This window comes from Aquabacterium commune, from assembly GCF_004362855.1.
Classification (GTDB): Bacteria; Pseudomonadota; Gammaproteobacteria; order Burkholderiales; family Burkholderiaceae_C; genus Aquabacterium; species Aquabacterium commune.
The window spans coordinates 409,615-435,745 of record NZ_SNXW01000003.1; the positions used below are offsets into that span (position 1 = coordinate 409,615).

22 protein-coding genes, 1 tRNA gene and 1 pseudogene are annotated in these 26,131 nt (G+C 59.6%); 15 read left to right on the forward strand and 9 right to left on the reverse strand.

Going from position 1 to position 26,131, the window contains the following annotated elements; all coding sequences use genetic code 11:
* Positions 1–60 precede the first annotated feature (60 nt).
* Positions 61–136 (forward strand) — tRNA-Asn (locus EV672_RS07985).
* A 186-nt stretch (positions 137–322) separates the two neighbouring features.
* Here the strand turns inward: EV672_RS07985 and EV672_RS07990 are convergent.
* Positions 323–670, reverse strand: a complete 348-nt coding sequence (locus EV672_RS07990) for a hypothetical protein (protein WP_133608015.1) — start codon at positions 668–670, stop codon at positions 323–325.
* On the opposite strand from EV672_RS07990, the gene EV672_RS07995 reads away from it, so the two are divergent.
* Positions 669–2,126 carry a tyrosine-type recombinase/integrase gene (locus EV672_RS07995; RefSeq protein ID WP_133608016.1) on the forward strand — a complete coding sequence of 486 codons (1,458 nt, stop codon included), beginning with the start codon at positions 669–671 and terminating at the stop codon, positions 2,124–2,126. The genes EV672_RS07990 and EV672_RS07995 overlap by 2 nt on opposite strands.
* A 461-nt stretch (positions 2,127–2,587) precedes the next feature.
* On the opposite strand, the gene EV672_RS19360 is transcribed toward EV672_RS07995, so the two are convergent.
* From EV672_RS19360 to EV672_RS08005, 3 genes are all read right to left on the reverse strand, one after another.
* Positions 2,588–2,830, reverse strand: coding sequence for a helix-turn-helix transcriptional regulator (locus tag EV672_RS19360; protein WP_424923124.1), 243 nt, complete (start codon positions 2,828–2,830; stop codon positions 2,588–2,590).
* Between the two features lie 297 nt (positions 2,831–3,127).
* A complete protein-coding gene (locus EV672_RS08000; RefSeq protein WP_133608017.1) occupies positions 3,128–3,460 on the reverse strand; it encodes a hypothetical protein in 333 nt (110 codons plus the stop codon).
* A gap of 241 nt (positions 3,461–3,701) precedes the next feature.
* Entirely contained in the window at positions 3,702–4,226 is a 525-nt protein-coding gene (locus EV672_RS08005) for a hypothetical protein (RefSeq protein ID WP_133608018.1), read from the reverse strand.
* Between the two features lie 1,215 nt (positions 4,227–5,441).
* Between EV672_RS08005 and EV672_RS08010 the strand changes: the two genes are divergently transcribed.
* Complete coding sequence (locus EV672_RS08010) at positions 5,442–5,927, forward strand: hypothetical protein (RefSeq protein ID WP_133608019.1); 486 nt, start codon at positions 5,442–5,444, stop codon at positions 5,925–5,927.
* A 91-nt stretch (positions 5,928–6,018) separates the two neighbouring features.
* Here the strand turns inward: EV672_RS08010 and EV672_RS08015 are convergent, their stop codons facing one another.
* Together EV672_RS08015 and EV672_RS08020 are read right to left on the reverse strand one after the other, a co-directional pair.
* Positions 6,019–6,858 (reverse strand): hypothetical protein, encoded by an 840-nt coding sequence (locus tag EV672_RS08015; protein ID WP_243738578.1) that lies wholly within the window; start codon positions 6,856–6,858, stop codon positions 6,019–6,021.
* Positions 6,855–7,610: an SOS response-associated peptidase gene (locus EV672_RS08020; protein WP_133608021.1), complete on the reverse strand. Its 756-nt coding sequence runs from the start codon at positions 7,608–7,610 to the stop codon at positions 6,855–6,857. The genes EV672_RS08015 and EV672_RS08020 overlap by 4 nt, the downstream gene beginning before the upstream one ends.
* A gap of 64 nt (positions 7,611–7,674) precedes the next feature.
* On the opposite strand from EV672_RS08020, the gene EV672_RS08025 reads away from it, so the two are divergent.
* Together EV672_RS08025 and EV672_RS08030 are read left to right on the forward strand one after the other, a co-directional pair.
* Positions 7,675–8,115: a LexA family protein gene (locus EV672_RS08025; RefSeq protein WP_133608023.1), complete on the forward strand. Its 441-nt coding sequence runs from the start codon at positions 7,675–7,677 to the stop codon at positions 8,113–8,115.
* Between the two features lie 26 nt (positions 8,116–8,141).
* Positions 8,142–8,459, forward strand: a pseudogene (locus EV672_RS08030) (Y-family DNA polymerase); the annotation flags it as partial.
* A gap of 418 nt (positions 8,460–8,877) precedes the next feature.
* On the opposite strand, the gene EV672_RS08035 reads toward EV672_RS08030, so the two are convergent.
* Positions 8,878–9,567 carry a hypothetical protein gene (locus EV672_RS08035; RefSeq protein ID WP_133608025.1) on the reverse strand — a complete coding sequence of 230 codons (690 nt, stop codon included), beginning with the start codon at positions 9,565–9,567 and terminating at the stop codon, positions 8,878–8,880.
* Between the two features lie 44 nt (positions 9,568–9,611).
* Complete coding sequence (locus EV672_RS08040; protein WP_166643502.1) at positions 9,612–10,403, reverse strand: helix-turn-helix domain-containing protein; 792 nt, start codon at positions 10,401–10,403, stop codon at positions 9,612–9,614.
* A 154-nt stretch (positions 10,404–10,557) separates the two neighbouring features.
* On the opposite strand from EV672_RS08040, the gene EV672_RS08045 reads away from it, so the two are divergent.
* The 5 genes from EV672_RS08045 to EV672_RS08065 all read left to right on the forward strand — a co-directional run bounded on the left by EV672_RS08045 (position 10,558) and on the right by EV672_RS08065 (position 14,852).
* Positions 10,558–10,869, forward strand: a complete 312-nt coding sequence (locus tag EV672_RS08045) for a helix-turn-helix domain-containing protein (protein WP_133608029.1) — start codon at positions 10,558–10,560, stop codon at positions 10,867–10,869.
* A gap of 243 nt (positions 10,870–11,112) precedes the next feature.
* Positions 11,113–12,633, forward strand: a complete 1,521-nt coding sequence (gene istA / locus EV672_RS08050; RefSeq protein ID WP_133608031.1) for an IS21 family transposase — start codon at positions 11,113–11,115, stop codon at positions 12,631–12,633.
* A 76-nt stretch (positions 12,634–12,709) separates the two neighbouring features.
* Positions 12,710–13,456, forward strand: a complete 747-nt coding sequence (gene istB / locus EV672_RS08055; protein ID WP_133608033.1) for an IS21-like element helper ATPase IstB — start codon at positions 12,710–12,712, stop codon at positions 13,454–13,456.
* 92 nt (positions 13,457–13,548) lie between these two features.
* A complete protein-coding gene (locus tag EV672_RS08060; RefSeq protein WP_166643504.1) occupies positions 13,549–14,139 on the forward strand; it encodes an archaeosortase/exosortase family protein in 591 nt (196 codons plus the stop codon).
* Entirely contained in the window at positions 14,136–14,852 is a 717-nt protein-coding gene (locus tag EV672_RS08065) for a hypothetical protein (protein WP_133608037.1), read from the forward strand. Before EV672_RS08060 ends, EV672_RS08065 begins: the two co-directional genes overlap by 4 nt.
* On the opposite strand, the gene EV672_RS08070 is transcribed toward EV672_RS08065, so the two are convergent.
* The gene (locus EV672_RS08070) at positions 14,780–15,319 is read right to left on the reverse strand and encodes a helix-turn-helix transcriptional regulator (RefSeq protein ID WP_133608039.1); all 540 of its coding nucleotides are present in this window, start codon (positions 15,317–15,319) and stop codon (positions 14,780–14,782) included. The genes EV672_RS08065 and EV672_RS08070 overlap by 73 nt on opposite strands.
* 320 nt (positions 15,320–15,639) lie before the next feature.
* Here EV672_RS08070 and EV672_RS08075 point away from each other — a divergent pair, with 320 nt between their 5' ends.
* From EV672_RS08075 to EV672_RS08095, 5 genes are read left to right on the forward strand one after another with little or no spacing between them, the layout of a single operon-like run.
* Entirely contained in the window at positions 15,640–16,992 is a 1,353-nt protein-coding gene (locus tag EV672_RS08075; RefSeq protein WP_133608041.1) for a hypothetical protein, read from the forward strand.
* Between the two features lie 13 nt (positions 16,993–17,005).
* Positions 17,006–17,731: a hypothetical protein gene (locus tag EV672_RS08080; protein ID WP_133608043.1), complete on the forward strand. Its 726-nt coding sequence runs from the start codon at positions 17,006–17,008 to the stop codon at positions 17,729–17,731.
* 11 nt (positions 17,732–17,742) lie between these two features.
* The gene (locus tag EV672_RS08085; protein WP_133608045.1) at positions 17,743–20,478 is read left to right on the forward strand and encodes a transglutaminase-like domain-containing protein; all 2,736 of its coding nucleotides are present in this window, start codon (positions 17,743–17,745) and stop codon (positions 20,476–20,478) included.
* Between the two features lie 4 nt (positions 20,479–20,482).
* Complete coding sequence (locus EV672_RS08090; protein WP_133608047.1) at positions 20,483–25,195, forward strand: RHS repeat-associated core domain-containing protein; 4,713 nt, start codon at positions 20,483–20,485, stop codon at positions 25,193–25,195.
* Between the two features lie 21 nt (positions 25,196–25,216).
* Positions 25,217–26,041, forward strand: coding sequence for a hypothetical protein (locus EV672_RS08095; RefSeq protein WP_133608049.1), 825 nt, complete (start codon positions 25,217–25,219; stop codon positions 26,039–26,041).
* Positions 26,042–26,131: the final 90 nt, after the last annotated feature.

Genomic DNA, 26,131 nt, shown 5'->3' on the forward strand with positions numbered 1-26,131 from the left:
GAGGTCTTGGTTGATGACGACAACGCAGCAGCGAAGTCAGAGGCAAACAAACCGACATATTCCTCGATAGCTCAGTCGGTAGAGCGCCGGACTGTTAATCCGTAGGTCCCTGGTTCGAGCCCAGGTCGAGGAGCCAACTTAAGTAGTTGAATTCAAAGGCTTTCTTCGGAAAGCCTTTGTCTTTTCTGGCCCGAGAGCAGGGTTTGATAGCGCAAGTGATAGCGCTGCGAAGGCGCGGCCTGCATGGCTGCGGTGTGACCTGCTCAGGGGCCAAGGATGCGCCCGGGACGCCCATGACACACATGTGTGCGGTCCCGTTCGCTCAACGGCGCATGACAGGCCCCTGCTGCGGACCAATGCGCCGCGACTTCGCACGAAACGCCTGCGCTGAGGTGAAGTTCGGTGTGTGACGCCCCAAAAGGCTAAACACGCTGGCTTCACACGTCACCTCAACCAAGGAGATGACGTCATGCCCCCTCGCCCACGCCAATTCGACAAGGTCGCCACGACCGCCGAAATCGCCAAATTCGCAAGAGTCGCCAAAGCCGACAAAACCGACAAAGTCGACATAAGCGCCAGGCTCGACCAAGTCAGCGAAATCGCGCAAATCAGCAAAGACGCCGACACCGCTGCGGCCACCACGGTCTCCTCTGCCAAGGAGGTGTGCCATGGCTAAGTCTCTGCCCAAGCCGTTCAAGTACCGCGGCCGCTGGCGCGCCCAGGTGACGCTCAAGAGTGGCAGCCGGCCTCACGCGGACTTCGATGACCATGCCAGCGCGTGCGCCTGGATTTGCCAGATGCTGTCGAACGCTAACACGGAGCACCAGGCGGAGCTGGGCGGCCCCACCCAAGCCACACTGGCTCAGGCGCTCAATCACTACGCGGCGCTCTACAGCGTCAACAAAGGCGGTGTCGACAGCGAGCTCAACCGCATCAACCACTACCTGGCAGGGGCCGGGCTCAAGCTGCTGCGCAAGACCAAAAACGAGAAGGGGCAGATCGCGCTCGAGCACTATGAGCCTAAAGCCCAGCCGCAAGGCTGGCAGGAGCACAACGACATCCGGCGTGCCAAGCGCAGCGAGACCTATGCGGCCATCGCGGCCCTGGCTCGCAAGCGCTGCAGCGTCATCAACACAGCTGACATCCGGCGCTTGATGGGCACGATGAAAGCGGAAGGGTTGTCCGACAGCACGATTCAAAAGGAGATCGCACTGTTGCGCCACATGTTCAACGTCGCAGCAAAAGAGTGGCAATGGAAAGGCTTCGAGAACCCCACCGAAGGCCTCAAGCTGGGCACCTCGCAAAGGCGCTTCGTGTACATCACGAAAGAGCAAGAGGCCGCGCTTTGGGAGGCCATTGCCGAGTGCGACAACCCCTACTTCTGGCCGTTGATCGCTTGTGCCATGGAGACCACCATGCGCCGCGGCAGCCTGTTGGCCATGCGCTGGGACAAGACCGACCTCGAAGGCCGGATTGCGCAGGTGCCCTCGAAAACGGGTGAGATCAACGTGCCGCTGTCGCAGCATGCGGTGCGTGTGCTCTCAGAGATGCCCCGCCACCCGTCTGGGCGGGTGTTTCCGATGACCGCCAACGCGGTCGAAATGGCCTGGGATGGCGTCAGGGTCAAGGCAGGGGTGCCTGAGCTGCAATTCAAGGACATCCGGCACCTTGGCGCCACCGCTTACGCGCGCCGGGGCCTGAACGCCCACCAACTCAAGGCCATCTTGGGCCACAAAACCACGTTCATGGCTCAGGTCTACGTGAACCTCGTCGCCCAGGACGTGCTCGACGCGATGGACGCTACCGCACCCGTGACTCCGGTCACGCAGGTCCCGCCACCCGCGGTGGGCAGCGCAGAAAGCATCGTTCAAGGCCGGCGGGCCGCTCGGCTGAATGACCCAGTCAAAAAGCGACCGCAGGACAATGATCTGAGCGTCACAGCAACGCCAACAGGGCTCCTCCCCCGCGAGGAAGCTCAGTCCGCTCAATCTGCTCGCGAAGATCGGCCGCAGACACCACAGCGGGCTGCTGGGCAGCAGGAGCAGCAGCAGGAACAGATCAGCGCCGAGCCGACCTGGCTGGGCGACAACGTGGTGATGTTGCGGCCCCGCACACGGGCAGCCTGAGCGCGTTCAGGCACTGGTCCGTCGCCAACGCGCCGACAAAGTGCCGCCCCGCCGTCGAACAACGGCTGGGCGGCTGGGTGGCTGGGTGGCTCGTAGCACGATCTCCGCAGTGCGCCTGCGAGCAATGGCATGTGTGCTCAGGTGGCGCCGCCTCTGTCGCGTCCGCCTCTACGACGGGCGCCAGCTGTCGCATGAAGGTCAGCTACCGCGCAGGCGGGAGCCCAAGTGTCGCGGCGGCCACTTCAAGCCGTGGCCATGAAGCTGGCCTCAGCCCCAACCGGCAGCGAGCAGGCCGAAAACGCACGAGAGCCCTGGTTCAGCGTCTGAGAAAACCTTACAGACGTGCCAAAGCGCGCCAAAGAGTGCGAGAACCCGCACCAGCATGCAAAGCAGACGCGGCGGCCTTGAGCTCGGCGGAGGATTCACCCGTCCTGTCAGCAACCCGTGCTGCCCCGGTGACGTCAGCTTCTAGCGGCTGAGCGCCCTGCCCGCTTGGGCGGCTCCCACTTCGTCTGAGGCTCCAATTGGAGCTCCAGCCACTTCAGCACCACATCCTCTGCCCAGCGCGCATGTTTGCCCAAGCGAAGAGGCGGCGGGAACTGACGCGCCTTGACAAGCTTTTCTAGCGTGCGGTCTGAAACACCGAGCACGTCCATGACGGCGAGTTTGCTGAGCAGCTTGGGCGGGGATGGAGCGACTGACATGAGAAACCTCAGGGGCACAGGTTCCACGTGTAAGGAGGTCTTTTAGCCTGGGTCGGGACAAGGCATAGGTGCGGCATGGGCCAAGGCGCCATGGGAGAAACGGCAAATGGGCGAAAGGGCCACCCACCAGCCACGCCTGATCATGCCCCTGCGGGCGGGGCCGCAGGCCGCTGGCACCACGTGTGCGCTGCCGCCTGCGAGCTGGACGAAGCCCGCTCGTTGTTCCAGTGCTTCACTCGACCGACATGGTGAGAAAGAGGCCCGGCAAAGCCTGGCCACACGGTCAGACGAATCGATTCAGCACCGAGCGGCGGCTGCAACCAAGCGATCAAAGCGCTCATGGGTCACCAGCTGGAACAGCTTGTCATTTGTGACCACATCGGCGGGTCGGTACGCGTAGTTTGTGACCTGCCCAAGGCAAAGCGAATCGCTACCGTCGGATTCGATCGACTTGGTGATGAAGGCATCCTTTCTGAGGATCGCAGGCTCACCGCGGCGGGCGTCCATCAAACGCACGAGCAAGACGCCAGCTTGGGGACCCTCATAAACCTCGGCATGGACGCCTGCGCGAGGGCCATAGGTTTTCAGCAAGGTCGGCGAAGTACGGATGAAGTTTGCAAGGAGAGTCATTTCGGATGAAAGAGATAAGGAGGGTTGATGAGTGCAGGGCACACGCACTGCTCATGCACCATGTAGAGCTCGCTTTTAAATGTGAGCATGCTGCATGTGACTTTTCTTTTGCCAGCCTGACGTGTGAAAGCTCAGAGGAACTGGCGACGTGTCAAGGCAGATTGTTGAACCCTGGCCGCTGGGCATGGCCCACGGCCGGGGTACATGGGGCCGCGGTCGGCGCGGGCCGCGGCTCGCGGGCTCACTTGAATGAAATTCCAAGCTCCTCGACCGTGTCGAAGAATTGCCCAAAAGGACCGGAGTGCCAGCCGACCTCGATGGCGTCTGACAAAGCAGCGCTTTGCGACGCAGTCAAAGCAAGCAAGCGCTTGAGGAGGCTCGCGTGCTCAGATTCTTCAAGATGTTCAAAATCGATTTGCAGCTCCGTGCAAATGCCTGCCGCATAGTCGTAGCCAGATCTGGTCGCGTTGAATTCGCCTTGGACATGATGAGCCAAAAGCGCAAACTCTTCCCTGGAGAACAAACCGGAAATCTGCTCGCGGGCCTCGTCGAGCATCCACTCCAGACGGGCCAACGCATGCTGTGTTTGGGACTGCTTGACATCCTCACCAGCGCCCAAAGACGCAAAGTGGTGTGCACCGAGATAGCTCTGCCAGTACACCGAACGCTGGCGCAGCGACTCTTTAAGCTGGAACAAGCCCCAATAAGAGGAATGCTCAATGGCATCGGCAGCGGATTGAGCCGAGGATTTTTTATTCAATTTCATTTTGATCCTAAAAACTTTGAATTTATCCTGTGCGTGCAAAACACACGGGAATGGGTTATTTTTACCTAGCGACATACTGCGCTAAGCGGTTTGGTTTGCAGCCGAGCGCCGGGCCCTGGTGCCAGGAGGGGGTACCGGTTCGATGGGCTGCTAGCAAGTTTTTAAAGAGCGGTCGCGAACCGGAAGCCCGGAGGGCGCGACTTGAAGCGAAGGGATCGCTTCGAAGATTTTTTCTGCGTGGGGATGATGGAAACCTTGATGGTCACCGCGTCATAGACGATGCGAAATCGTTTTGACGAACGGCGGCAACGAAACCTTTTGCAAGGTTTGTCGGCCGTGGATGAGAGCGCCGCCGAGTCGGGCGCCTCTCGTTTGAGTTCAGATAATTTACGGCAGAGAAACAGTCTGTGCAACCGGTCGGCGCTGCCCAGTTGTGCAGTAATTCACGCAGGCCACTGCCCCAATTGGTCCGCGATAAGAACCAAGCATCGCAAACAGGAAAAACTGCACAGATCGCAGAACTCAGAGGCGATGATTCGGCGCCTGGCGCGAAATGGCCAGACAGTTCAAGTTCAAAGGTGACGAGGGCCACAGATGGATCTCCACAGAATGCCAGCGGGCGGCTGCTGTGGGCGGCTGGCTGTGGGTCTAGTGCGCCGCTTCTTCCTTTTCCATGTGATGCATGCTCAAAGCCAAGAGCAACGATCCCTGCGCGTCGATGTGGACGGTCCAGCGCTGGCCTCCAAGCGGTCCGCTGGGTAACTGGACACCACGCGGTTGATGTCGACGAAGCCCCAGCTGGTGCGGGCGGCAACGAGCCACTAGGTAAGAGGCCTGACAGCCGCCCCTAGAAGCTCGACCCCGCTCCGGACGCCAGTGAGGGGCAGATCCCGGAGTGAGGCCCACGGCAGCAGTTCCTCCTCATTTAAATCACCAGCCAACGGGGCGACCCTCGCGTCGCCTCCGCTTTTGTGACGCTGGGCGTCCGGAGGGCGCAATGCCTACTGTCCAAAATTGCCCACCGGAACCATGAAGAGGAATGATCTGACCAGGGAGGGGGAAGTCATTCCTGTCGAATCGTTTGAGGAAATAAAAACGCGATCTAGACGTACCAGCTGACAACGCTTCGCCATGTCAGCTAACGCGAAAGGATGCGCCTGAACTAGCTTCAGGCCATCACAACGATCCCTCAAACTTTTCTTGAAAGACTTCAACATGACCAACGCCTCCAACACGTTCGACTCTGGCTCTGTCTACGCACTTCTGAACTCCGCCGATGAGGCCATTTCTTACCTCAGCCCACATGACGAATACGTGACTGATCGGGTCATGAACGCCCTGGAAAACCGCATGAATGACCATCAGGGCATCCCGCGCGAGGTTCCGATGGCACAAGCAGGCGCACGTTTCTTCGCTCTGTTGGACAACGCGACAGCGGACATGAAAGGCCGCTTTTCTCCTGCTGACTTCACCCTTTTGCTCAACTCGGAATGCTCTCCCATCTGGAATTGGGAGCCCAGCCGATCTCTGGCGGGCCAGGTGGCTGACGACCACGGGGTCGATGACTTGAACGACCTGGACACCGACTGTCCGGTACGCATCCTGATCGAACGCTTGATGACCTTGTCGCCCCTGGAAAACGCAGTTTTGGTTGATGCCTGTGAACAAGTCTGGCGCGGACACCCCAACCCTCTGCTCTGACCTCATTTCCCCCTGTGACAAGTGCGGCCCTGATGGCCGCACTTTCATTTGTCTGCTACTAAACCGGTACTGCACTTCAGTGACGCCGAGGTCAACGGATGTCTACATGCGACAGCTCTGCCTGCGCCTGTACCAAGGGCGTTCGAACGGGGCTCGCGTTGGCCATGGTCATCCACACATAGAAGGGAATAGTGCACGGCGCATGCCGTGCGGGCCGCAGCATCTCCAGCTGGCCGGTGTCGATGTCGCCATGGATCACCCAAACCCCCAGCTCCTCGGGCAGCTCCTGGGGTTCTGCCAGACCATGCGGAAAGACGTAGTGGCACTCGCTGCACAGCCACTGGTACGAGGCGCGCTTGGCCGCGTGGCGCAGGTCGGACAGCAGGTCAGCGCGGCTGACCTTGACTTCATGAACCATAGATTGCAGGTAGGCAGGGTTGCTGGTGCGGCGTACAGAGAACAGGTCTGGGCGGGCCATGCGCCAGCGGTGAGCCTGGAAGGCCTCTGGTGCTTCGCCAATTTCGCAGTCGTTGCTGTCCGCCTCAAGCGGGACGTCAGCCCACAACGTGCTCAGTTCACCGGGGATCGCGGCAGGCTTGCTTTCATGCGCTGGTGCGTCTGCCTCGACCTTGGCGCGCAGGGACAACTCACGCCACACCAGACGTCCAGAGGCCATCAGCAGGTCCGCCATGCGCAGTGCGAGCTTGTCGTGGTCGCTCTCCGCCCGGCGCTGCGCTTGGCGACTTTGCGCCAGGACGGCGATGCCCGCATCGGTCAATCTCAGACACTCCTGTGCAGGGTGGTCACCAACCAGGCTGACCCAGCCTGCCGCCAGCACGTCGATGTCGATCGGGTCACGGCTGGGCCAACCCGCAGAGCGCCAAATCTTCATCAGGCGCGTCAGGTGCGCGCGGGTCGGCTTCAGGCTCACAACAAGGATCCCTGCGCATCATCTGCGGGACGCTGACGTGGTTCTGCCTTGGCCCTGAGCTTGTCGCTACGCGTCGACGTGGGAGGCGCAGCACTGGCCACCAAGCGATCCGCTGGGTACGGATGCATGAAGTCCATGCTGCGCTGCAGCGGTGCTGCCAGCCAGTCTGCGTAGGCCGCTTCGGGAAGGATCACCACCATGCGCTTCTCATCGGTCGGCTGATGGAAGCGTTTCATCAGCTCATGCGTGTCCGCGTTGATGGTCAACATGGTGAAGCTGTGCACCACCATGCCGTCCGCTTGCTTCCAGCGATCCCACAGCCCTGCGATGCCCATGGGGTGGCCGTCAGCTCTGGAGATGCGCGTCGGGACAGGCCTGCCGCTCCGCCAGTCAGGCTCGTAAATGGCGTCTGCCGGGATGATGCAGTGCCGGGTCTGGCGCCAAGCACCCCGGAAGCTGGGCTTGCTGGCCACGGTCTCGGTGCGGGCGTTGTAAGTGTTGCGCGCCAGCTTGAGGTCACTGGCCCAGTGAGGTACCAGCCCGAAGACGCCGGGCACGGCCTCGCGCTCAGGGACGGCCTCGTCGCTGCTATCAGCCTCGGCAGGCGTGCGGATGAACAGGCCCACGTAGCCTGGCCACAGGTCTGCCCGAGGGCTCAGCGCGTGCCCGCTTGGGGTTGTCGCAGGCACGGTCGCACTGAAGTGCTCACGTAGGCGGGTGGGGTCCACGACCCCTTCGAAATGGGCACACATGCGGCTAGCTTACGAGTCGCGCATGGACTCGACAAGGTGGGATGCAAGTTCTTATACTGTATGAATGTACAGTAAAAATACATTTGATCAACCGGTGCTGCTCTCCGACGCCGAGGCGCTGCTGCCTCTGGCGGGCGACCGGGTGCAGGCGGGGTTCCCCTCGCCTGCAGAAGACTTTGCAGTCAAGCGCATCGACCTGACCGAGGTCCTAGTCACCCATCCTCAGGCAACCTTCTTACTGCGTGTCAGCGGCGAGTCAATGCGCGATGCTGGCATCTTCGACGGCGACATGCTGGTGGTGGACAAGGCCATCAAGCCGCGCCATGGGCACATCGTGGTGGCGGTGGTGGACGGTGAGTTCACCGTCAAGTACCTCCACATGCGGGCAGGCCGCGTCAAGCTCAAGCCTGCCAACGCCACCTTCCCGGAGATCTTGCCCAAAGAGGGTCAGACGCTGGAGGTATGGGGCGTGGTGACCAGCGCGATCAAGCGCTTCGTCTGCTGACACCCTCGGCAGTACCGGAGAGGCTTGTGTACGCATTGGTCGATGGCAACAACTTTTATGTGAGCTGCGAACGCGTCTTCAGGCCCAGCCTGCAAGGCCGCCCTGTGGTCGTGCTCTCAAACAACGACGGCTGTGCGATCGCCAGGTCAAACGAGGCAAAAGACTTGGGCATCAAGATGGGCGCGCCCTGGTTCCAGATCAAGCACCTCGAGGATGAGGCCGGCCTGGTTGCACTTTCTGCCAACTTCACCTTGTACGGTGACATGAGCGACAGAATGATGAGCCTGGCTGCTGGCCTGGGGCCCACGCAGGAGATCTACAGCATCGACCTAAGTGCACCAGGCTACTGTTGCGTTTCCTTTGAGAAGGAAGTCGTTGACTGGTGTTGCGATTAACCGAGTAGGGCTGTTGCGTTTCATTGGCAGTGGCGACCATTGCCCGGAAGCCAAGTGGGCACCCGGATGAGTATTTTGGAGCAAACCCACTAGGCGTTCGCACAACAAGCCCTCCACCGATTTCCATCCCAAACTCATCTGCGTATTCTCACCAAATCCCCCACCTGTTCTGATTCAACCCCTACCACCTGTTCCGTTCCGAGCCCTACCACCTGTTCTGTTTGGAGTCCCCCACTGAAGGCAAGGGGTATTCATGAACACCCACCTCGATCTGTGGATAACTCATTTTTTCGCCTCGGTTGTGGATAACTTTGGGTGGCCGACTTGACCAGTTCATGGCCATGCCCTTGCCACCCATCAACGCGGCTTACAGTGGTTGAGCGTCTGCGTCGTCAGACGAGCGGCTGTCATCCTTCGTGGCACGGAACTGTCGAATGCGTTGCTTGATCAACTGCCATGGGCCGATCATGCGTGTGCTCGTGTACCAGATCACACCCACCCAAAGCATGCCAATCATGACGATGGCAAACACCTTGCGGCTTTCAGGCGCATCGCGCAGTGTCACGTCGATCAACCATGACAAGCAAAAGGCAGTGATCATCACAAGGTAGACGCCGCCAGCAAATGGAGCAACCATGTCGGGGGCTACCAGAACGGTCTGATCCTTGGGGCGAATTGCCATTTGCCCGCCCTTGCGCAAAGTCGTCACTTCGGCATCGGTGAGGTCGTATTGGTGCTGCAGCGCAATGATCTGGCGCCGAACAGCCTTGCCACCCCTGAATCCGTAGCGGGCCTCGAACATTCGTTCGTTGTCCAGCGCCATCTTGTCCAACTGCGCCGTGGGCGTGACCATCAAGATCGTCTTGACGGAATCCGGCACGCTGACTTCCATGTAGTCGCGTGCTGCGTTGCGTGACTGCGCCCCAAGGTTCAACTGGATGACTTTGCCCGACGATTCCGACGGCAATGCCTCAGGTGAGGCGTGTTCTTGTTCCCGTGCTGGTAGTTGCACCTCATCTTGGTGAGCGGTGTCAGTGTTTTGGTGGTTCAGGTTCATGGCGGAGTCCTTGAGTTTGAAGACTCACCGCTGTGACCTATTCATCAGCGGCGAGTCTTGTCCCCAATGTGGAGGTCTCTACCGGCGTTGCGCTGCTGTCGCCCGGTATTGATCTGCAAAGTCACGGTCGATGCGCTGGCGGCACCGGCCACACCCTTATCGCCCTTCACACCTTTTGCAGCATTGGAGGCCTTTGCCTCAGGTGCGCTGGCCTGGCCCGTGACAGCCGCCACCAGGTCTTTGGGCTTGCGGGCTTCAAAGTGAGCGACCACGGCAGCCAGCAGGTTGCGTCTTTGGGCAATGGGGTCTGCTCCCCACAAGTGCCCGTTGTACAGCTCGACTGCCAACCGTTGGTCTTCTTGGGAAATCGGCTCTTGCGCCATGCGACCCAGCATCTGAGAAAACGACTGATCCGCAGATGCCGCATGCAAAAGCCCCTCCTGAATCAGGATCATCAGCGCACGCGCCTTGGGGTCATCTTGCAAGACAGCAGCCCTGACCACGGCAATTTGCAGCCCGATGGCCTCGAACAACTCTTGGCGGATGCCAGAGCCCCCCGTCATGCTGCCTTGCCCGGTCATCAGCCAGTCGATTGAGATGCCCAGCAAGTCCCTCAGGCCAATGAAGAAATCCGTGCCTGGGCGTTTGACGCCACGGGCGATTTCCGACATGAAGCCAATGGACAGACCCAGGCGACGCGCCAGATCTGTCTGGTTGACGGCAGCAAATGACAGCACCTGCTGCAGGCGCTGCGTGAAGCCCTCCCAGGCCGCAATCTGTGCAGCCTGCGCGGCTTGTCCGTTTTGTGGTTCTGTGCTCATGAGGATGGACGACAAGCATGGTGAGGCGCACATCTCATTTGCATCATTTATTCAATCTGATACGATGCGCTGTGCTTGTCAAGTAAAAGCACTTTAACCCCAAATTCCGCGCCTGACTTCGTGCTTCATCGACCTGTGTTGATGGCGCCTGTTGCCGCCTCACCGTTGCATGCGATCAACCACCATGGACGCACTGGAAATCACCTACCGCCTCAAGCGCCTGGGGCTGACCCAATCTGGCATTTCCAGGCAGTTGGGTGTCTCCACCAGCGTGGTGGGCAATGTCATCCATGACCGGGTGACGGCGTACGACATTGCGAGCCACATCGCCCAGCTCCTGGGCGAAGAAGTCAGCGCCCTCTGGCCGAATCGCTATTGCTTCAAACCCAGGGGCAGCATGGCCCAGCGTAAGGCTCGGACAGCTCAGCGCCCTGAGTCGCCACCTGCCGAAGCCTCGCCCCTGCCAGGAGGTGAGCCATGACCTGATCCAGCACCGTTGTATTGGGTCGCCATGGTGTCCATGACTGCGCCCAGATTCATCAACGGCCCTGGCAAAAGCAAACGCCCCACAGCGGGAACTGTGGGGCGTCAAGAGAGGTTTGACTTGCAAGGGTCAATCCGATTGTGCTTGCCCAGATGGCGGCTGTCAAGACCGTGCGACCCAAGTGGGACGTCGGTGGGATAGCTGTCGGCCGTCTATTCATGCCAATCGGAGAACGACCCCATGGGACGAATACGACAAGTGCGGCAAGTGCTCAGGCTTGCGCACGAAGCTTGCCTGGGCCAGCGCGCCATTGCGACGAGCCTGGGCATAACACGAGATGCCGTGCGCAAGTGCCTTCAGCGCGCCCAGGCTGCCGGGCTCGGCTGGCCGCTGCCCCCTGACCTCGATGACGAACAGCTGGAAGCACGGTTGTTTCCCAAGAGAGGCACACCGGCCTTGCGCGCTGCTGTGCACATTGATTGGGTCGAAGTCCATCAAGAAATGCGGCGCAAGGGCGCCACCCTGCAACAGTTGCATCTTGAGCATCTGGAAAGCCACCCAGGCAGCATCTGCTACAGCCAGTACTGCAGGCGATACAAGGCATGGGCCAAACAGCTCAAGACCTACATGCGCCAAATCCACCCACCAGGGGAGAAGGCGTTTGTGGACTATGCGGGCAAGACCATGGTCATCGTGGACCCCTCAACTGGTCAGGAACGAACAGCACAAATTTTTGTAGGTGTCATGGGGGCCTCCAGCCTGACTTACGCCGAAGCCCACTGGTCACAACAGCTGCCTGACTGGATCGCCGCCCACATCCGCATGGTCGAGTTCTTTGGAGCTGCGCCCAGGGTGCTGGTGTGCGACAACCTCAAGTCCGGAGTGACCAAGGTCTGCCGGGTCGATCCAGTGGTCAATGCCACCTACCAACACATGGCCGAGCACTACGGCATGGTGGTGATCCCGGCGCGCAGCCGCCGCCCGAAGGACAAATCCAAGGTGGAAAACGCAGTTGGCGTCATCACGCGGTTGATCTTATTTGTCCTGCGCAAGCGCGTCTTTCATGGCCTGGGTGAGCTCAACACTGCGATTCGAGAACTGCTCAACGACCTCAATGCACGCCCCTTCCAAAAGCTGGTGGGATCGCGGCGAAGTGCGTTTGATGAGATCGACAGGCCAGCCATGCAGGCCCTGCCGAGCAGCCCCTACGTCTATGCCGAGTTCCACAAAGCCCGCGTGGGCCTGGACAAGAGCGTGATCGTCAATGACCGCCCCTACAGTGTGCCGCCTCACCTGGTCGGCAAGGAAGTAGAACTGCGGCTCACTGCATCCACTGTGGAAGTGCTGCATGGTGGCAAGCGGGTCACCTGCCATGAACGTGGGCCAGGCATGGAGCCCGCCATCCATCCCGAGCACCTCACCCCAGCACAACGGCACTACCTCATGTGGAGTCCCGAAGATGCCTTGGCCTGGGGGCTGACGGTGGGGCCCCAGGTACAAGCCTTTTTGCTGGCCCGCCTTCCACAGGTGCTCTACAAGGAGCGAGGCTACCGCATGACCAATGGGCTCAAGAAGTTGGTGCGTGAGTTTGGAGAGCAGCGGCTGGACGCCGCATGCGGACGAGCCCTGCAATTGGGCACCACCTCGCTGAGCAGCCTGCGCTCAATCCTGAGCCACCGTCTGGAAGGCCTAGACACAGCGCAACCAGACGAAGCCGCATTCGATCACGGCAACGTGCGGGGATCAGGTTACTACCACTGACCATCACTGATTTCCCCAGGTCGTCTCCGTCCACGCCCAACCCTCCCTCACACGCACTTTCTGAAAGCCTCACATCATGATGATGAACCACACCATCGACAAGCTGCATGACCTCAAACTTGAGGGCATGGCACGCGCCCTGGACGAGCAGCTCAGCACCGCCGCCAGCAGCCCACTGAGTTTTGAGGAGCGCGTCACCTTGCTCGTAGACGCCGAGGCCACGTTCAGGGACAACAAGCGCCTACAGCGCTTGCTGGCCAATGCCAAGTTGCGCGAATCCGCTTGCGTCGAAGACATCGACTACCGTGCGTCGCGCAAGCTGGATCGCTCGCTCATGGCCACGTTGGCGCAGTGCACCTGGATGAACCACGGCCTCAACGTGATCCTGACTGGCCCGACGGGCAGCGGCAAAACCTGGCTGGCGTGCGCCCTTGGCAACCAGGCGTGCCGACACGGGCTGAGTGTCAAGTTCATGCGGGTGCCGCTGCTGCTTGACGAGCTGGCGATTTCGCACGGGGACGGCAGCTTTCGCAAAAAGCTGATGATGTGGGCCAAGCTGGATTTGCTGATCCTGGACGATGTGGGCATCAACACACTCACCGCCACAGGCCGTAGCGACCTGCTGGAACTCATCGAGCAGCGCAGCGGTAGCAAGTCCACCATCGTGACCAGTCAGTTGCCTCTGAGCAAATGGCACGACTACCTGAGTGGAGGCAATCCCACCGTGGGCGACGCCATCATGGACAGGCTGGTCAATGGGGCGCATCGCATCGACTTGGTCGGCGAGTCTTTGCGCAGGCGTAAGGCCGCCAATGGCGCTTGACGGAATGAGGTCGGTGCGTGCACCCAGAAGGCTTCATGCAAACGTCACGACAATGCCGTAACTTGGGGCCTAGTACAGGAACGCAAATCAAGATGACCAGGGAAATGAACGGGGTGCAGTCTGACGGCTTAACTCAAGAGCCACAAGGCCATACTCCAGCGCGAAAACATTCAACGCTTTGGCGTGCGGCCATTTTCATAGCCCTGTTCGCCTTGCTGCAGGGCTTATACGGCGCAGCCAAGGGCAGTTGGGTCGAGCGCCTGGTGGTTGATCACGCGACTGTGCAAACGGCTGCTTGGCTAATCGACGCAGTCGATCCTTCTGTTGGGGTTACACCTGCCGGGCCACGATTGCGCGCGCCGGGCGGCGGCATCAACATCCTCAATGGCTGCGAGGGCATCGAAGCGGCGTTCATGATGGTGGCCGCCATGCTCGTGGCACCCCTGCCGCTGCGCACCCGCGTGAGCGGCATGCTGGTGGGCTCCATGTTGGTGTTTGTGTTGAACCAGGCGCGCGTGGTGGCCCTGTTCTATGCCTTTCGAGCCGACAAGGCCCTCTTCGACATGTTGCACGGCATTGTGGCCCCCATGCTACTCATCATCGGGGCCGCCGCCTTCTTTGTGATCTGGCTCAACCGCTACGCAATCACCCCCGACGTCGAGTCCAAGCCGCAGCCCGTATGAAAGCCGCACCCCTGATCAGCCGTCAAGGCTTGGGCATGCCGGTTCACGTTCTGCTGCGTCTGACGCTTGCGGCGGCCGTGTTGCTACCTTTGGCCGTGCTCTATGGCGAGGTATTGGTGAGCAGTTGGCTATCAGCCTACCGAGTCGTCTTCTCGTGGGTGGCAGACGACTTCAAGCTCTTGACCCTCTACATCGATCACGAGGGGGCAGATCGGGTGCTGCGTGCTCGGGTCATGTGGCGGCACATCGTCTTCATTGGCGGCAAGGTGATCTACCCTGATCCGCGCGGCACAGCCAATGCATCGACCTTGCTGGCACACGCACTGCAGGGCCCGCTGGTGGCGGTACTGGTGGCCATCGCCTGGCCAACCTGGGCACCATCTGCCACCGACAAGCCGATGCGGCCCTGGCTGGAGTGGGTTGCACGCGCCGTGGTGCTGCCGCCATTGCTGGCAGTACTGGTGCTCATCGACATGCCTGTCGTGCTGGCCGGAGAGTTGTGGGGCATGGCACTGGACGCATTAGAGCCTGGTGCGATCTCAGCCCTGGTCATCTGGAAGCAGTTCATGCAAGGTGGAGGGCGCTATGCCTTGGGTTTGACGGCCGGGGTACTGGCCGTTCTGGCAGCGCGTCGGCTCTGTCAGTTCATCGGCCGGTGTTTGCCAGCCGGATCATCGGCGGTATCGGTCTTGACCACGTCCTCCTCAACATAGTGCGTTGCGACGAAGCCCACATCCGCGCCTGCATCACCTTCGATCATCTCCCCTTGCGTGGCGAGGACACGACTGAGGTCTGCGCCATCCTTGGCAGGCCGTTTTCGTGGCCGCCCCACCTTACGTTGGCGCACAAAGGCCACCGCCGATTCAAGCAGATTGACGACCAGCACACGCTCATCCAAATCCAGGGGCTCGATCATGGCCTCGACGCGCTCGATCTCGTCCGAGCGCGTGGGGGCCTTCTCATCGAGCAGTTGCGCGACCGAGCAATGCAGGGTGTGCGCCAAGCGCTCCAGCGTGACCAGCGAGGGCAAAGCTGCCGCCGTCTCGTAGCGCGAGATGGTGGCGATTTCCACATCGATGCGGTAGGCCAGTTGTTCTTGTGTGAGCGCGGCACGACGCCGATAGGCCGCAATGTTGCGACCCAGCCGCCGAGCCATCGCCGAGTGGTAGCGTTTGACCATGAAATAGGAACAGCAAATAGCCGTTCATGGTCAAGGCCTCGCGTCACTCTGGTAAGGGCTCAATATAGACAATCAAAGAACAACATATAAGCGCAACACGTGAGACCGATCTTCTATGTCATTCCTATGGTGGGATGAGCAATGCATTGGGTTTTTATGAGCATCAAAATTCATATGACTAGACCCGGAATGCAACAACTGTCATCAGCCACCGCTAGCCTCTTCCGTCATGAAGTGGTCAGGAGGAAGAAAAAAGCAGTAGCCGCGCCAAGTCGGCAGTCCTCCTTGTGACCTGTGTGTCGAAATTGCAAGGAGGTGTCATGATGCGTTCGCTGCGAGCGGTTCAACCGCCCATTTCTTCGGCCGATCAGGCCGTTCGTCGTTTTACGTCGCCAAATGCGGGCTGGTTGCGTTGCACAGGCTGGCTCGCAGTCACTTTGGTCGCCGCGCTGCCACAAATTGCGCACGCAGGTGTCTACGCCAGCGCCAATCAACGCGCCGCGCAATGGCTCGAAGCCCAGCAAGACAGCAGCGACGGCAGTTGGCGCGATACCTCCGAGGCACGCACGTTCCTGCAAACCACCGAAGCCGTGCTGGCACTGCATCAGGCCAATCGCCGTCAAGCTGCCTACTACGCAGGCCAGACTTGGATCGAGAACCATGACCCCAAGAACCTGGACGCCCGTGCGCGACGCTTGCTTGTGCTGCGCGCCACGCAGTCCAGCTCCCAGGCAGACATCGACGCTTTGCTGGCCGCAGTCTCCACCCCCGCTGCCGGGCAGTCAGGCTGGGGACTGGCCAAGCGGTATCGGGCTGCGCCGCTGGACACCGCCCTCGCGCTCGACGCCTTGCGCACAGTCGGTGCAACTTTTTCCAGCGGCCAAGCCATCGCCTACCTGAAGGCCACCCAACTCAGCCCCGCCAATGACCAGGGATGGCCTACGGCGGCTGGCAGCACGACGGACGCCTACACCACCGCCCGCGTCGTGCAGGCGCTCGCCGCCTACAAGGGCTCGGACGCCACGCTCACCACGCCCCTGGCCAACGCAGTAGCCACACTCAAAGCCAAGGTCACAACTTCTTCTGCGCCACATGTGCGCGCCGCCACTGCCTTGGCCTACCTGCGCATGGACCCGGCCTCCAATGACGCCAAGACCCTGCTCAACTCGCTCACTGCCATTCAGCGCGTCGACGGCGGTTTCGATGCGGGCATCTTCGCCACCGGCCTGATCGCCCAGGCATTCTCGGCCGCCGAAGGAGCAGATGCCACCAACAGCCGCGCGCGCGTCGATGTGACCGACGCCGCCTTGCGCGCCGCCATCAACGAAGCGCTGGGGCGCGGCTCGATGGATCAACTCAATCAGGGCGAGTTGTCGCAACTGACCACACTCGATATCTCCAATCGGGGCGTGACCAGCTTGAACGGTCTGCAATATGCCAGCAACCTCACCACACTCAACGCCGCCAACAACGCGATCAGCGATACCGCGCCGATTGCCAGCCTCACCAACCTGTCCGTTGACCTGAACGGCAACCCTTGTCCGGGTTGCAACACGCAAGTGGCTGCCAATGACGGCGATGCACCACTTCCACTTTGGGCTCTGGTCATGCTTGGTGCAGGCCTGATGGGCGCAGTCGGTCGGGCCGGTCGCAGTGGTCGTCAGGACGCATAAGGGAGAACACGCCATGAACAAGCAGCAGACACACATCTTGGCCGCGTTGCTGGCATCGCTCAGCTTGGTGCCGCCCGTTCACGCAGCAGAGCGCGCCGGGCAAACCTCGGCTGCGGCCGCCAGCGAAGCGCGCACCCTTACGCCAGCCCAACTCACTGCCATTCGCGGCATCAGCCGCAACGTGCTAACCGCCAAGAAGAGTGGGGCACAAGATGGCGCGGATGCCGCGCAACTGGCCAACCTGCGCGCCAGCCTTGATCAGTTGATCGCCGCCGACCTCGACCCCAGTAACCGCGATCTCATCACCGTGCAGGGCCAAGACAGTGGCGAGCAGCCCAAAACGCGCGAGAAAACAGCCAGCCTGCGCGATGTAGCACGCGCGGGCGCCCGCGCTGTGGCCGAGCAACTGCGTCAGCGGGGCGAGCTCAAAGCCGCCCGCGCACGCGGCATGCCCGAAGAAGACACCCACTCGGCGGGCCTGCCCATCGGCGAGCAGCGAGCACGCCTGTTCGAGCGCTGGGCACAACAACTCGATGCGGCGCAGGCCGAGGGCAATGTGGATCGAACCACGGAGTTACACGCCTTGCGCGAACAACTGCGTGCCACTCACGGCAGCTTGCGCGACGCACCGGCCACCCACGGCACGCCGACGCTGCAAGCCATGCCTGCTGGCTTCGTGCCGCCCAAGAATAACGGCGATAACAGCACCAGCACCAGCGGTGCAGCAGCCAAGCAATAAGGGAGATAACGATGCCAACCTACCCTATCCAGAGCTTGTGCCGCACGCTGAGCACACGTGTTTTAGCACTGGCCACGCTCACCTGTCTGAGCGTGGTGAGCCTGAGCGTCCAAGCCCAGGTCGTCACCGAATCGCCTGAGGTCGTGTACTCGGGTGCCGATGCTCAATTGCTGCGCGACAAGGCAACTCAGCTCGGCACCGCCGTAGCCATCTACGAGTACGTCCACAACACCATCGAACACTCGCCTTACCACGGCTCGCGCTCGGGTTCCGTGAACACATTCTTGGGGCGGCGCGGTAGCGATGTGGACATCGCCTCGGCGCTCATTGCCATGCTGCGCTCACAGAACATCCCGGCGCGCTACGCCGTGGGCACAGTGCGCATTCCGTCCGCGCAACTGACCAACTGGATGGGCATCCCGCAACTGGACACTGCCGTCGAGGTGCTCAGGTCCCAGGGCATCCAGGGCGTAACGCTGGCCGCTGACCGCAGCACGGTGGATTTTGAACATGCATGGGCCGAAGCCTTCCTGCCTTTCGACCAATACCGGGGCATCAACACCGTCAGCCCCGCCATCGATTGCAGCCAAACCGCCAACGTTTCTCGATGCACCTGGGTGGCGCTGGACGCCAGCTTCAAGCAAAAGACCTACAACGGCCTGAACCTCGACCCCTACAACGCGATCACGTTCGATTACACCGCCTACTACAACGCCATCAAGAACAATGACGCAACCCGGCGCGACAAAAACCCGCTGACGATTTTGGAAGACCAGATCGGCGCCTGGCTGCGCACCAACTATGCGGGCAAAACGCTGGAGGATGTCGAAGATGCAGGGCAAGTCATTGCATTGCGCGAGGGGCTGCTGCCTGCATCGCTGCCGTATCAGGTTGTTGGCAACATCCGCCGCTACGACACGATTGATGGTCATGACGCCGCAGTACCGGGGGCCGAACCCAAGAAATGGGCGAAATTCCTCACGGCAACCCCCTATTTCAACGGCGCGCCATCTCCCCTGAATGGTGCTGGCGTAAAAGTTCGACTTACAGATCTTGCTACGAAAAGGCTCACCTATTCTTTCTCATCGTTGAACGGTACATCAAGCCAGGCATTCAGACTTGGCGGAGACGAGCTGGGATTTGCGCTCACGGTTTCGGCTGGCACCTATACGATCAACGGCGTGGTGATTCAGCTAGGCGCTCCATTTGATCTTGTCGTGACCATGGACGGCGCCCCCGGAGTTGTCAGCGGCGCTGCCGACCGCACCATCACCGCCAGCTACTCAGGCATCATTGGCGGCTATTACTTGGTGGCCACCGGAGGTGAGTCCTCCAACTGGTCTCAGGTGCACCGCGCTGCCGATCAGCTGCTGGCAGCCAACGACCAGTACAAGGTCGTGTTTATGCCCGGTGAAGCAGGATGTCTGGCAGACGGCACCAACTGCACACCCTATGTCGATGCCAACAGCAATGGCTGGGATAGCTCGGACACGAAGTTGCTGGTGAACAAACCCGCGCTTGACGCCCTGACCGGCGGCCTGCTCTACGTGGGCGCCACACAGTACTACGCCAAACTGCGTGAGCAGTTTGAGAGGACCGACCGCCTGATGAAGACCAAAACCCCAGTGCTCGGCTTCTTGGGCGTGGTCAGTTCAGTCTATGAAGCTGAGTATGTCGATGGCACAGCGTTCTCGATCCTGCCTGGTGGCCTGCTCATCGACATGAAGGGCATCACCATCGGGGGCGCCTACCGCACCAATGAAACGGCGCTGAGCTATTCAAACCGGCAGTTCGAGTTCCTGGCCCACATTGGGTCGTCTCTGGAGCATGAAATTTGGCAGGAGCTCACCGGCTACGACGCGGTATCCACTGTGCGCGGTATTCAAATGGCATTGGCCAATGGCGCAACCCTGCTGAATCCCAAGAAGAACGCTACCAACGACACGCTCCCAGGCTTATACGCAAGCTTTGGCTTCGGCACCAGCGTTCCTTCTGGCTTCACCTATGCTCCGTACTCGGTATTCGCGACAGCGCCATCGACCTGGTCACACGGCACTTCGGGGGCCAGCTACGACACCTTCCTGTCCACCGTCAGTACATCGACCGATGCAACGCAACGCCTGTTGGGTACCTACACCTATGCCCCGTCCAACGGCTTGTACGGTTGGACAAAATGCGTTGCCGACCAAGTGAGCGCAGTGAACTCGTACCCTGCAACGACTACGTTGAACGGAAGCACTTGCGACGGCACACCGTTTTCCGGCACCAAGGCTACGGTGTTGTCGGTGATCAGCAGTGATTGGTCGAACACCATCATTCCCAGCTACATCGGGCAGACCTACTTCAACTACTTTGACCGCAACAAGGGCTTCAGCACCACCGGGCGGGTGTTCCGCGCCTATCCTCCCGCGATCGATGCTCAGGACGCTTTGACGATTGCCAGCATTCGCAACAACCTGTACCTGCGTGACACAGCACAGACCTGGGTCGAATACTTGATCCCCTCCAAGCTCACAACCGGGGCCACCTACCGCTTCTCGGTGGATGTGCGCAAGACCTACGACACCGTCAAGGGGGAGCTCATCGACATCAGCATGGAAATCGCCAACGGCAGCCTGATCGCCGGTGGCGGCTATGTGGGATTGGACAGCGGATCAACCACTGCCGACAAGCGCCAAGCTGAAGCCGCCCAAGCCGTTCAATCGGCTGCTGTAGAGGCTGAACAGAACACCAAGCAAGGGAACTGACATCATGCGCCGACTCACTACTCCGACTGCCGCACCCACAGCGTCCTCGCCCTTCCTGGTGCGCCATCGCCGCAGCCTCTCGGCTTTCACTCTGGCCTGCTTCACGCTCACCAGTGTGAGTCCCGCCTTCGCTGGTGGCTATGTCGATGGCACCGTGGTGCTGAACCCAGCCAAGGCCATCAACACTGGGGCTGTCTCGGTCACTCCCACCTTCAACAACGACCAGTTCAACGACAAGCTGTTGGTGGGTACGGTCAACAACGACCCCATCCGCACCCCCAGCACCGCAGACCCGGTGTCCACAGTCAGCGGCAACAATTACCACGACGAAACCGATTTCGTGCTTCGTGGCCGCAATAGCCTGAACACCGTCTTCACGCGCACCTACAACAGCGCGCCGTCTTCCACCAAGGTGGATCGCGGCCTGGGCTATGGCTGGGTTCACAGCTACATGATGCGGCTGAAGTCCAACGACTTCGGCGACTGCCCCAACTGCACCAGTACGCAAAGGCCCGAGAACGCCAACAGCAAGACCAGCTCCATCACCTACACGGATGAGCGCGGTGGCGAGCAGAATTTCTTGGTCAACGAGACGACCTTTGCCGTCACGGCCCCCAAGGGTGTCTACGACACCTTGACACTGGACAGCCCCAGCGTGGGCCAGCACACCTTGGCCTTTCGCAACGGCGTCAAGTACATCTTTGAAGCGCCAACTGGCACGCTCAAGTCGGCGCCCAATGTGGTCGCACGCCTGAAGTACATCGACAACGCCTGGGGTGACCGCCTCACGCTCACCTATGACACCAATGGCCGCCTGTCCACCGTCACCGACAACCTGGGCATCTCTGGGCGTACCGGCATTACGCTGACCTACGACGCCAATGGCCGTTTGAAGGATGTCAGCGATTGGACAGCCCGCAAATGGAGTTACGGCTATGACGCCTCGGGCAACCTGCAAACGCTGACCAACCCACTCACCCAGGTACTGACCTACGCCTACGACGCCCCCAAGCACTTGCTGACCAGCATCACCAAGCCTGTTCAGCGCGATGGAAAATCAGTGCAGACCAAGTTCAAGTACTACGAGAACGGCCGCACCTTCCAGCAGACCAACAGCTTCGACGTGGGCGACACGCTGGACTACGACCTGTACCGCAAGAGCACCCGTGTGACCGACGCGCGAGGCTTTGTGCGCGAGTACTACTACGACGCTGACGGCCGCATGAGCAAGCTCATTGAGCCTGACGGCGCCGTGCTGCTGTTTGAGAACCAGGGCGACGCCATCCGCAGCAAGAAGTACGACGCACTGGGTTACGCCACCACCTACAGCTACCGTGCTGACAAAGCCTTCGCGGGCACATCCGACCAGTTCGGCAACGTCACGCGCGAGCAAGATGCCTTGAGCCGCACCGTTGACATGGCCTATGGCGCCTTGGACCAGGTGACGACCACGAAGGACAAGCGCGGCACCACCTCGACCACCAGCTACGCCAGCGCCACCACGGCCACGGCCAGCGCATGTGGCGACTACATCAACCGCCCCAAGGAATCACGCCTGAGCGCCTTGACATCGGCGGGCACCACCAACACCAACGTGCTGCTGGCCAGCCTGTGCTGGAACAACGACGCCACGTTGAGCTACAGCCGCAGCTACCTGGACGCGACGCGTTACCGCGAAACCCGCCTCACGTACGAGGCTGGCAGCAAAGGCCTGAACGTCAGCCAGGAGCAGATCGTTGGCATGCCTGCCAACATCAGCGTCACCAAAACCTACACCTACGACAGCCTAGGCCGCAAGAAAACAGAAGCCCTCAAGCGCCGCACCAGCCCGACCAACGCCGCGCTGATCGACCTGACCACGAGCTACGACTACGACGCGCTGGATCGCATCATCAAAGCGACCGACAGTCTGAGCAACGAAGTCATCAATAACTATGACAACAACGGGCAGCTCTGGAAGGTGACGCACCGCTACAAAAGGCCCGATGGGAGCTACGACGTGCGCGACGTCATCACCCGCACCTTCGACGCCGCTGATCGCGTCAAGACCGAGACGGATGCCGAAGGCAATGTCACCACCTATTCATACGACGACGCGGGCAACGTGATCGCCGTGTTGGACGCCGAAGGCCACACCACGCGTTTTGAGTACGACGCGATGAACCGCAAGACGGCGGTGATCGACGCCACCGGCTACCGCACAGAAACCATGCTCACGCTGCGTGGCGATGTGGTGGGCATCAAGAATGCCAACGACGAGAAGGTGACATTCGAGATCGACGCGTTGGGCCGCAAGACCGCAGCCATCGATGCCAAGGGCTACCGCAGCGAGTTTCAATATGATGAAAACGGCAACCTCACCTGCACCATCGACGCCAATGCGCAAGCGGGCTTGCAGCCCAAGAACACGTTGGGTTGCAGCGAAAGCCGCGCCTATGACGAACTCAACCGCGTCACCAAGATCACCGATGCGTTGAATGGCGAAACCAGTTTTACCTATGACCTCGCAGGCAACCGCCTGACGGTGAAGGATGCAGAGGCAAAGACCTGGAGCTTTGCGTATGACGACCTGGGGCGCCTGACCAGCGAGACCGACCACAGTGCGAAGGTCATCAGCTACAAGCCCGATGAGGCAGGCAACATCTACGAGAAAACCAACCGCCTGAACGAAGTCACCCGCTATAGCTTCGACAACGACAACCGCCTGACCCGAGTCGATTACTTGAAGGACAGCACGGCAGAGACCTTCGGCTATGACGCCGCAGGCAATCGCAATGCTGCCACCAACGCCAACGTCAGCTACGCCTTCAACTGGGATCGATTGAACCGCCTGACCAGCAAGACGGACAGCCGGGGTAAAAACATGGCCTTCACCTTTGATAAGGTAGGCAACATCCTGACCAAGACCACCTACCAAGGTAGCACCACCAGCTACGTCTACAACGCCGCCAACCGGCTGGTGATGTTGCGCAACCCCGACTACACGCAGGTGGATTATCAGTATGACCCGGCCGGGCGATTGCTCAGCCGCGTGAGCGCTGCTGGGGCACGTGCCAGCTACCAATACGATGCCAATGGTTGGCTCACACGTCTGGCGCAGTACGACGCGGCCAATGCGCCGATCTCGGACACGAGCTACACCAGAGACCGTGCGGGCAACATCCTGACGCAGGTCGATGCCACAACCACCACCACCTTTACGATGGATGCCTTGTATCGCCTCCAGACAGCCGATTACCGTGGGTTGAGCAACGATGAGCTGTTCACCTACGATAAGGTGGGCAACCGCAAGACCTATACGAAGGGCAGCCTCACGGCCAACACCGACACGCGGTACTACAACTACACAGCGGGCACGAATCGGCTGGCCGAAGTTCGCATCGGCAGCGCCAGCGGCACGCTAGAGAGCAGCTTCACGAATGACTTCGAAGGCCGCCTGACCGCGCAGTCCGGCATCGGCGCGAAGACCCTGACCTGGGATGCCAAAGGACGGGTGAAGACCGTGGGCGGTGAGACCTACAGCTATGACCCGATGGACTACCGCATTGGGCGCAGTGGCGGCACCTTGGGCAACCGTAGTTACTTCTTGGAAGGCGAGCATCTGGAGTCCGAATACTCGGGCGCCCAACTTCAAGCCAAGTATTTCCGGGGCTCCAGCGTGGATGAACTCGTCGCAGCCTGGATGTATGACACCGACAGCAAGCTGAAGCCCTATTTGTACCACCAAGACCAAGTGACGAGCACCACGGCGGTAAGCGGTCACAACGGCGGCACCACTCAGAGCGTGAAGTACGCGGCGTTCGGCACGGTGCAATCGAGCACTGGTAGCAGCCCGAATCGGCAGCAATACACAGGAAGAGAAGCTGACGGTACCGGCTTGATGTACTACCGCTCCCGGATGTATGACCCTGTAATTGGGAGGTTCATTTCGGAAGACCCCATAGGTTTTAGTTCGGATGATATCAATTTTTATCAATACACGTCAAACAACCCTATAAATGCAAATGACCCAACCGGCAATTGCCCGTCATGTATTGGCGCAGGGGTCAGTGTTTTGACTGGTGGTGTTATTCGCGGAATCATTGGATATTACCAAGGGGGGTGGTCTGGGGCGGCAAACGCTGCCTTAAATGTGAAGTCGATAGCTGTAGATGCCGCGCTTGGCGCAGTCGGCGCAGGGCTTGCAAATAAATTCAGCACTCTCAGTCAGCTGTCGAAGGTTAACAGTGCCGCAGTTCCTGGCAACAAACTTGGTCAAATCGGTGAGGCGTTAGCTGGCATCGCACCAACAGGCAAGACAGCGATTCCATCAATATCCGGAACTGCTACGCGACGGTTCCCCGATGCGATAGACAGCCTCAAAAATATTGTTGAGGTAAAGAATGTTGCGAAAATTAGTTCGCGGGATGCCGCCCAGATAACCGACTCTGTTCTTTATTCCCAAAGTTATGGTGGAACCACAACGCTCTTGACGCGCGGGGCGGCCACAGATATATCCGCCGTACAAGGCCTTGTTGATGACGGTTTGCTCGCTCTTGGAAAAATACCTAGCATAAACTCATTTGGTGTGGCAAATCTATCGGCATCAACATCCGCTGGCATTGGGTTCGGCTTCGGCACCTTTGGCAACGGAGCCAACTATCTCGCTGGCGGCGGCTTCCTCCTGTACCCGAACAAGATCAACTCAAACACTATGGAGTCTGTTTATTCGAAATAAACCGGGCCGCAGACTTCAGCCATGAAAAATATTTTCAATTATCTTCGTGGCGCGATGTCTAAACGACAGCGCGCGGAGAAGTCGTCGACAAAAGAATCGTCCTTAACTCGTGCGCAGGCTAGGAAGATGCTTATTGATTTTATTGAGCCGACCCTCTTGAGGGAAGGATTCAACCAAAGAAAAGGGAGTACGTTTTGGCGCGTTACCGAATTAAAATCGGACGTTATTGAAGTAAGACTCTCAACCCCTCAAGAGGCTGATCGAGCTTGCATTCCAGAGTCCTCTTTCTCCATCTGGGCGGGCAGCTATTTTAGCTTTATGCCAAATATATACGACGAATCTTCACTGCACAAAATCGATGACCTCCTCACACCAGAGGAGGCATTTTGTCACTTTAGGGTGACGGTGCAACGAGGAATAAAACAAGCTCGAAAAACTGCTGGTGAAAACATGTGGTGCCTAACTGGCGTGATGTCCACCGACGAAGTCGAGCTAAACGATGCGTTGAGTCAAGTAGAAAAAACCATAATTCCTGAGCTGAATAACTTATACTCTTTGCAAAATTGGATTGATCTTCTCGCGAGTGAAAAAATAAATATCGGATTTGGTGCACCGGATTCTAGTAATAGAAATTTATTTCTAGGTTGCGCATTTTTGCGCGCCAACAATTTAGATGGCGCGCTCGAATATCTAAAGAGAGCCCAAGTGCAGTCACAGGAATTTATAGAGCGGATGACGTCGGCTGTGCGTATCGAGAAAAATTCCCCCCTTTTCAGGGAGCAGGAGTTCCTCAGGGAAACTGTTTCTCGTCTGGCATCAAACGAACAAAGCACTGGTGCTAAGTGACCGCATATTGGTGACCAAACAACCAGAAAAACCATTGACGTCAACAAGTACTGGCGGCTATAGCAATGGCGTCTGCAGCGACATGGTCAA

Excerpts from the sequence above, each read along its gene's own strand:
- EV672_RS07995 (WP_133608016.1), top strand. The coding sequence starts at position 669 with ATGGCTAAGTCTCTGCCCAAGCCGTTCAAGTACCGCGGCCGCTGGCGC.
- EV672_RS07990 (WP_133608015.1), bottom strand. The coding sequence starts at position 670 with ATGGCACACCTCCTTGGCAGAGGAGACCGTGGTGGCCGCAGCGGTGTC.
- EV672_RS19360 (WP_424923124.1), bottom strand. The coding sequence starts at position 2,830 with ATGTCAGTCGCTCCATCCCCGCCCAAGCTGCTCAGCAAACTCGCCGTC.
- EV672_RS08000 (WP_133608017.1), bottom strand. The coding sequence starts at position 3,460 with ATGACTCTCCTTGCAAACTTCATCCGTACTTCGCCGACCTTGCTGAAA.
- EV672_RS08005 (WP_133608018.1), bottom strand. The coding sequence starts at position 4,226 with ATGAAATTGAATAAAAAATCCTCGGCTCAATCCGCTGCCGATGCCATT.
- EV672_RS08010 (WP_133608019.1), top strand. The coding sequence starts at position 5,442 with ATGACCAACGCCTCCAACACGTTCGACTCTGGCTCTGTCTACGCACTT.
- EV672_RS08020 (WP_133608021.1), bottom strand. The coding sequence starts at position 7,610 with ATGTGTGCCCATTTCGAAGGGGTCGTGGACCCCACCCGCCTACGTGAG.
- EV672_RS08025 (WP_133608023.1), top strand. The coding sequence starts at position 7,675 with ATGTACAGTAAAAATACATTTGATCAACCGGTGCTGCTCTCCGACGCC.
- EV672_RS08035 (WP_133608025.1), bottom strand. The coding sequence starts at position 9,567 with ATGAACCTGAACCACCAAAACACTGACACCGCTCACCAAGATGAGGTG.
- EV672_RS08045 (WP_133608029.1), top strand. The coding sequence starts at position 10,558 with ATGCGATCAACCACCATGGACGCACTGGAAATCACCTACCGCCTCAAG.
- istA (WP_133608031.1), top strand. The coding sequence starts at position 11,113 with ATGGGACGAATACGACAAGTGCGGCAAGTGCTCAGGCTTGCGCACGAA.
- istB (WP_133608033.1), top strand. The coding sequence starts at position 12,710 with ATGATGATGAACCACACCATCGACAAGCTGCATGACCTCAAACTTGAG.
- EV672_RS08060 (WP_166643504.1), top strand. The coding sequence starts at position 13,549 with ATGACCAGGGAAATGAACGGGGTGCAGTCTGACGGCTTAACTCAAGAG.
- EV672_RS08065 (WP_133608037.1), top strand. The coding sequence starts at position 14,136 with ATGAAAGCCGCACCCCTGATCAGCCGTCAAGGCTTGGGCATGCCGGTT.
- EV672_RS08070 (WP_133608039.1), bottom strand. The coding sequence starts at position 15,319 with ATGGTCAAACGCTACCACTCGGCGATGGCTCGGCGGCTGGGTCGCAAC.
- EV672_RS08075 (WP_133608041.1), top strand. The coding sequence starts at position 15,640 with ATGATGCGTTCGCTGCGAGCGGTTCAACCGCCCATTTCTTCGGCCGAT.
- EV672_RS08080 (WP_133608043.1), top strand. The coding sequence starts at position 17,006 with ATGAACAAGCAGCAGACACACATCTTGGCCGCGTTGCTGGCATCGCTC.
- EV672_RS08085 (WP_133608045.1), top strand. The coding sequence starts at position 17,743 with ATGCCAACCTACCCTATCCAGAGCTTGTGCCGCACGCTGAGCACACGT.
- EV672_RS08090 (WP_133608047.1), top strand. The coding sequence starts at position 20,483 with ATGCGCCGACTCACTACTCCGACTGCCGCACCCACAGCGTCCTCGCCC.
- EV672_RS08095 (WP_133608049.1), top strand. The coding sequence starts at position 25,217 with ATGAAAAATATTTTCAATTATCTTCGTGGCGCGATGTCTAAACGACAG.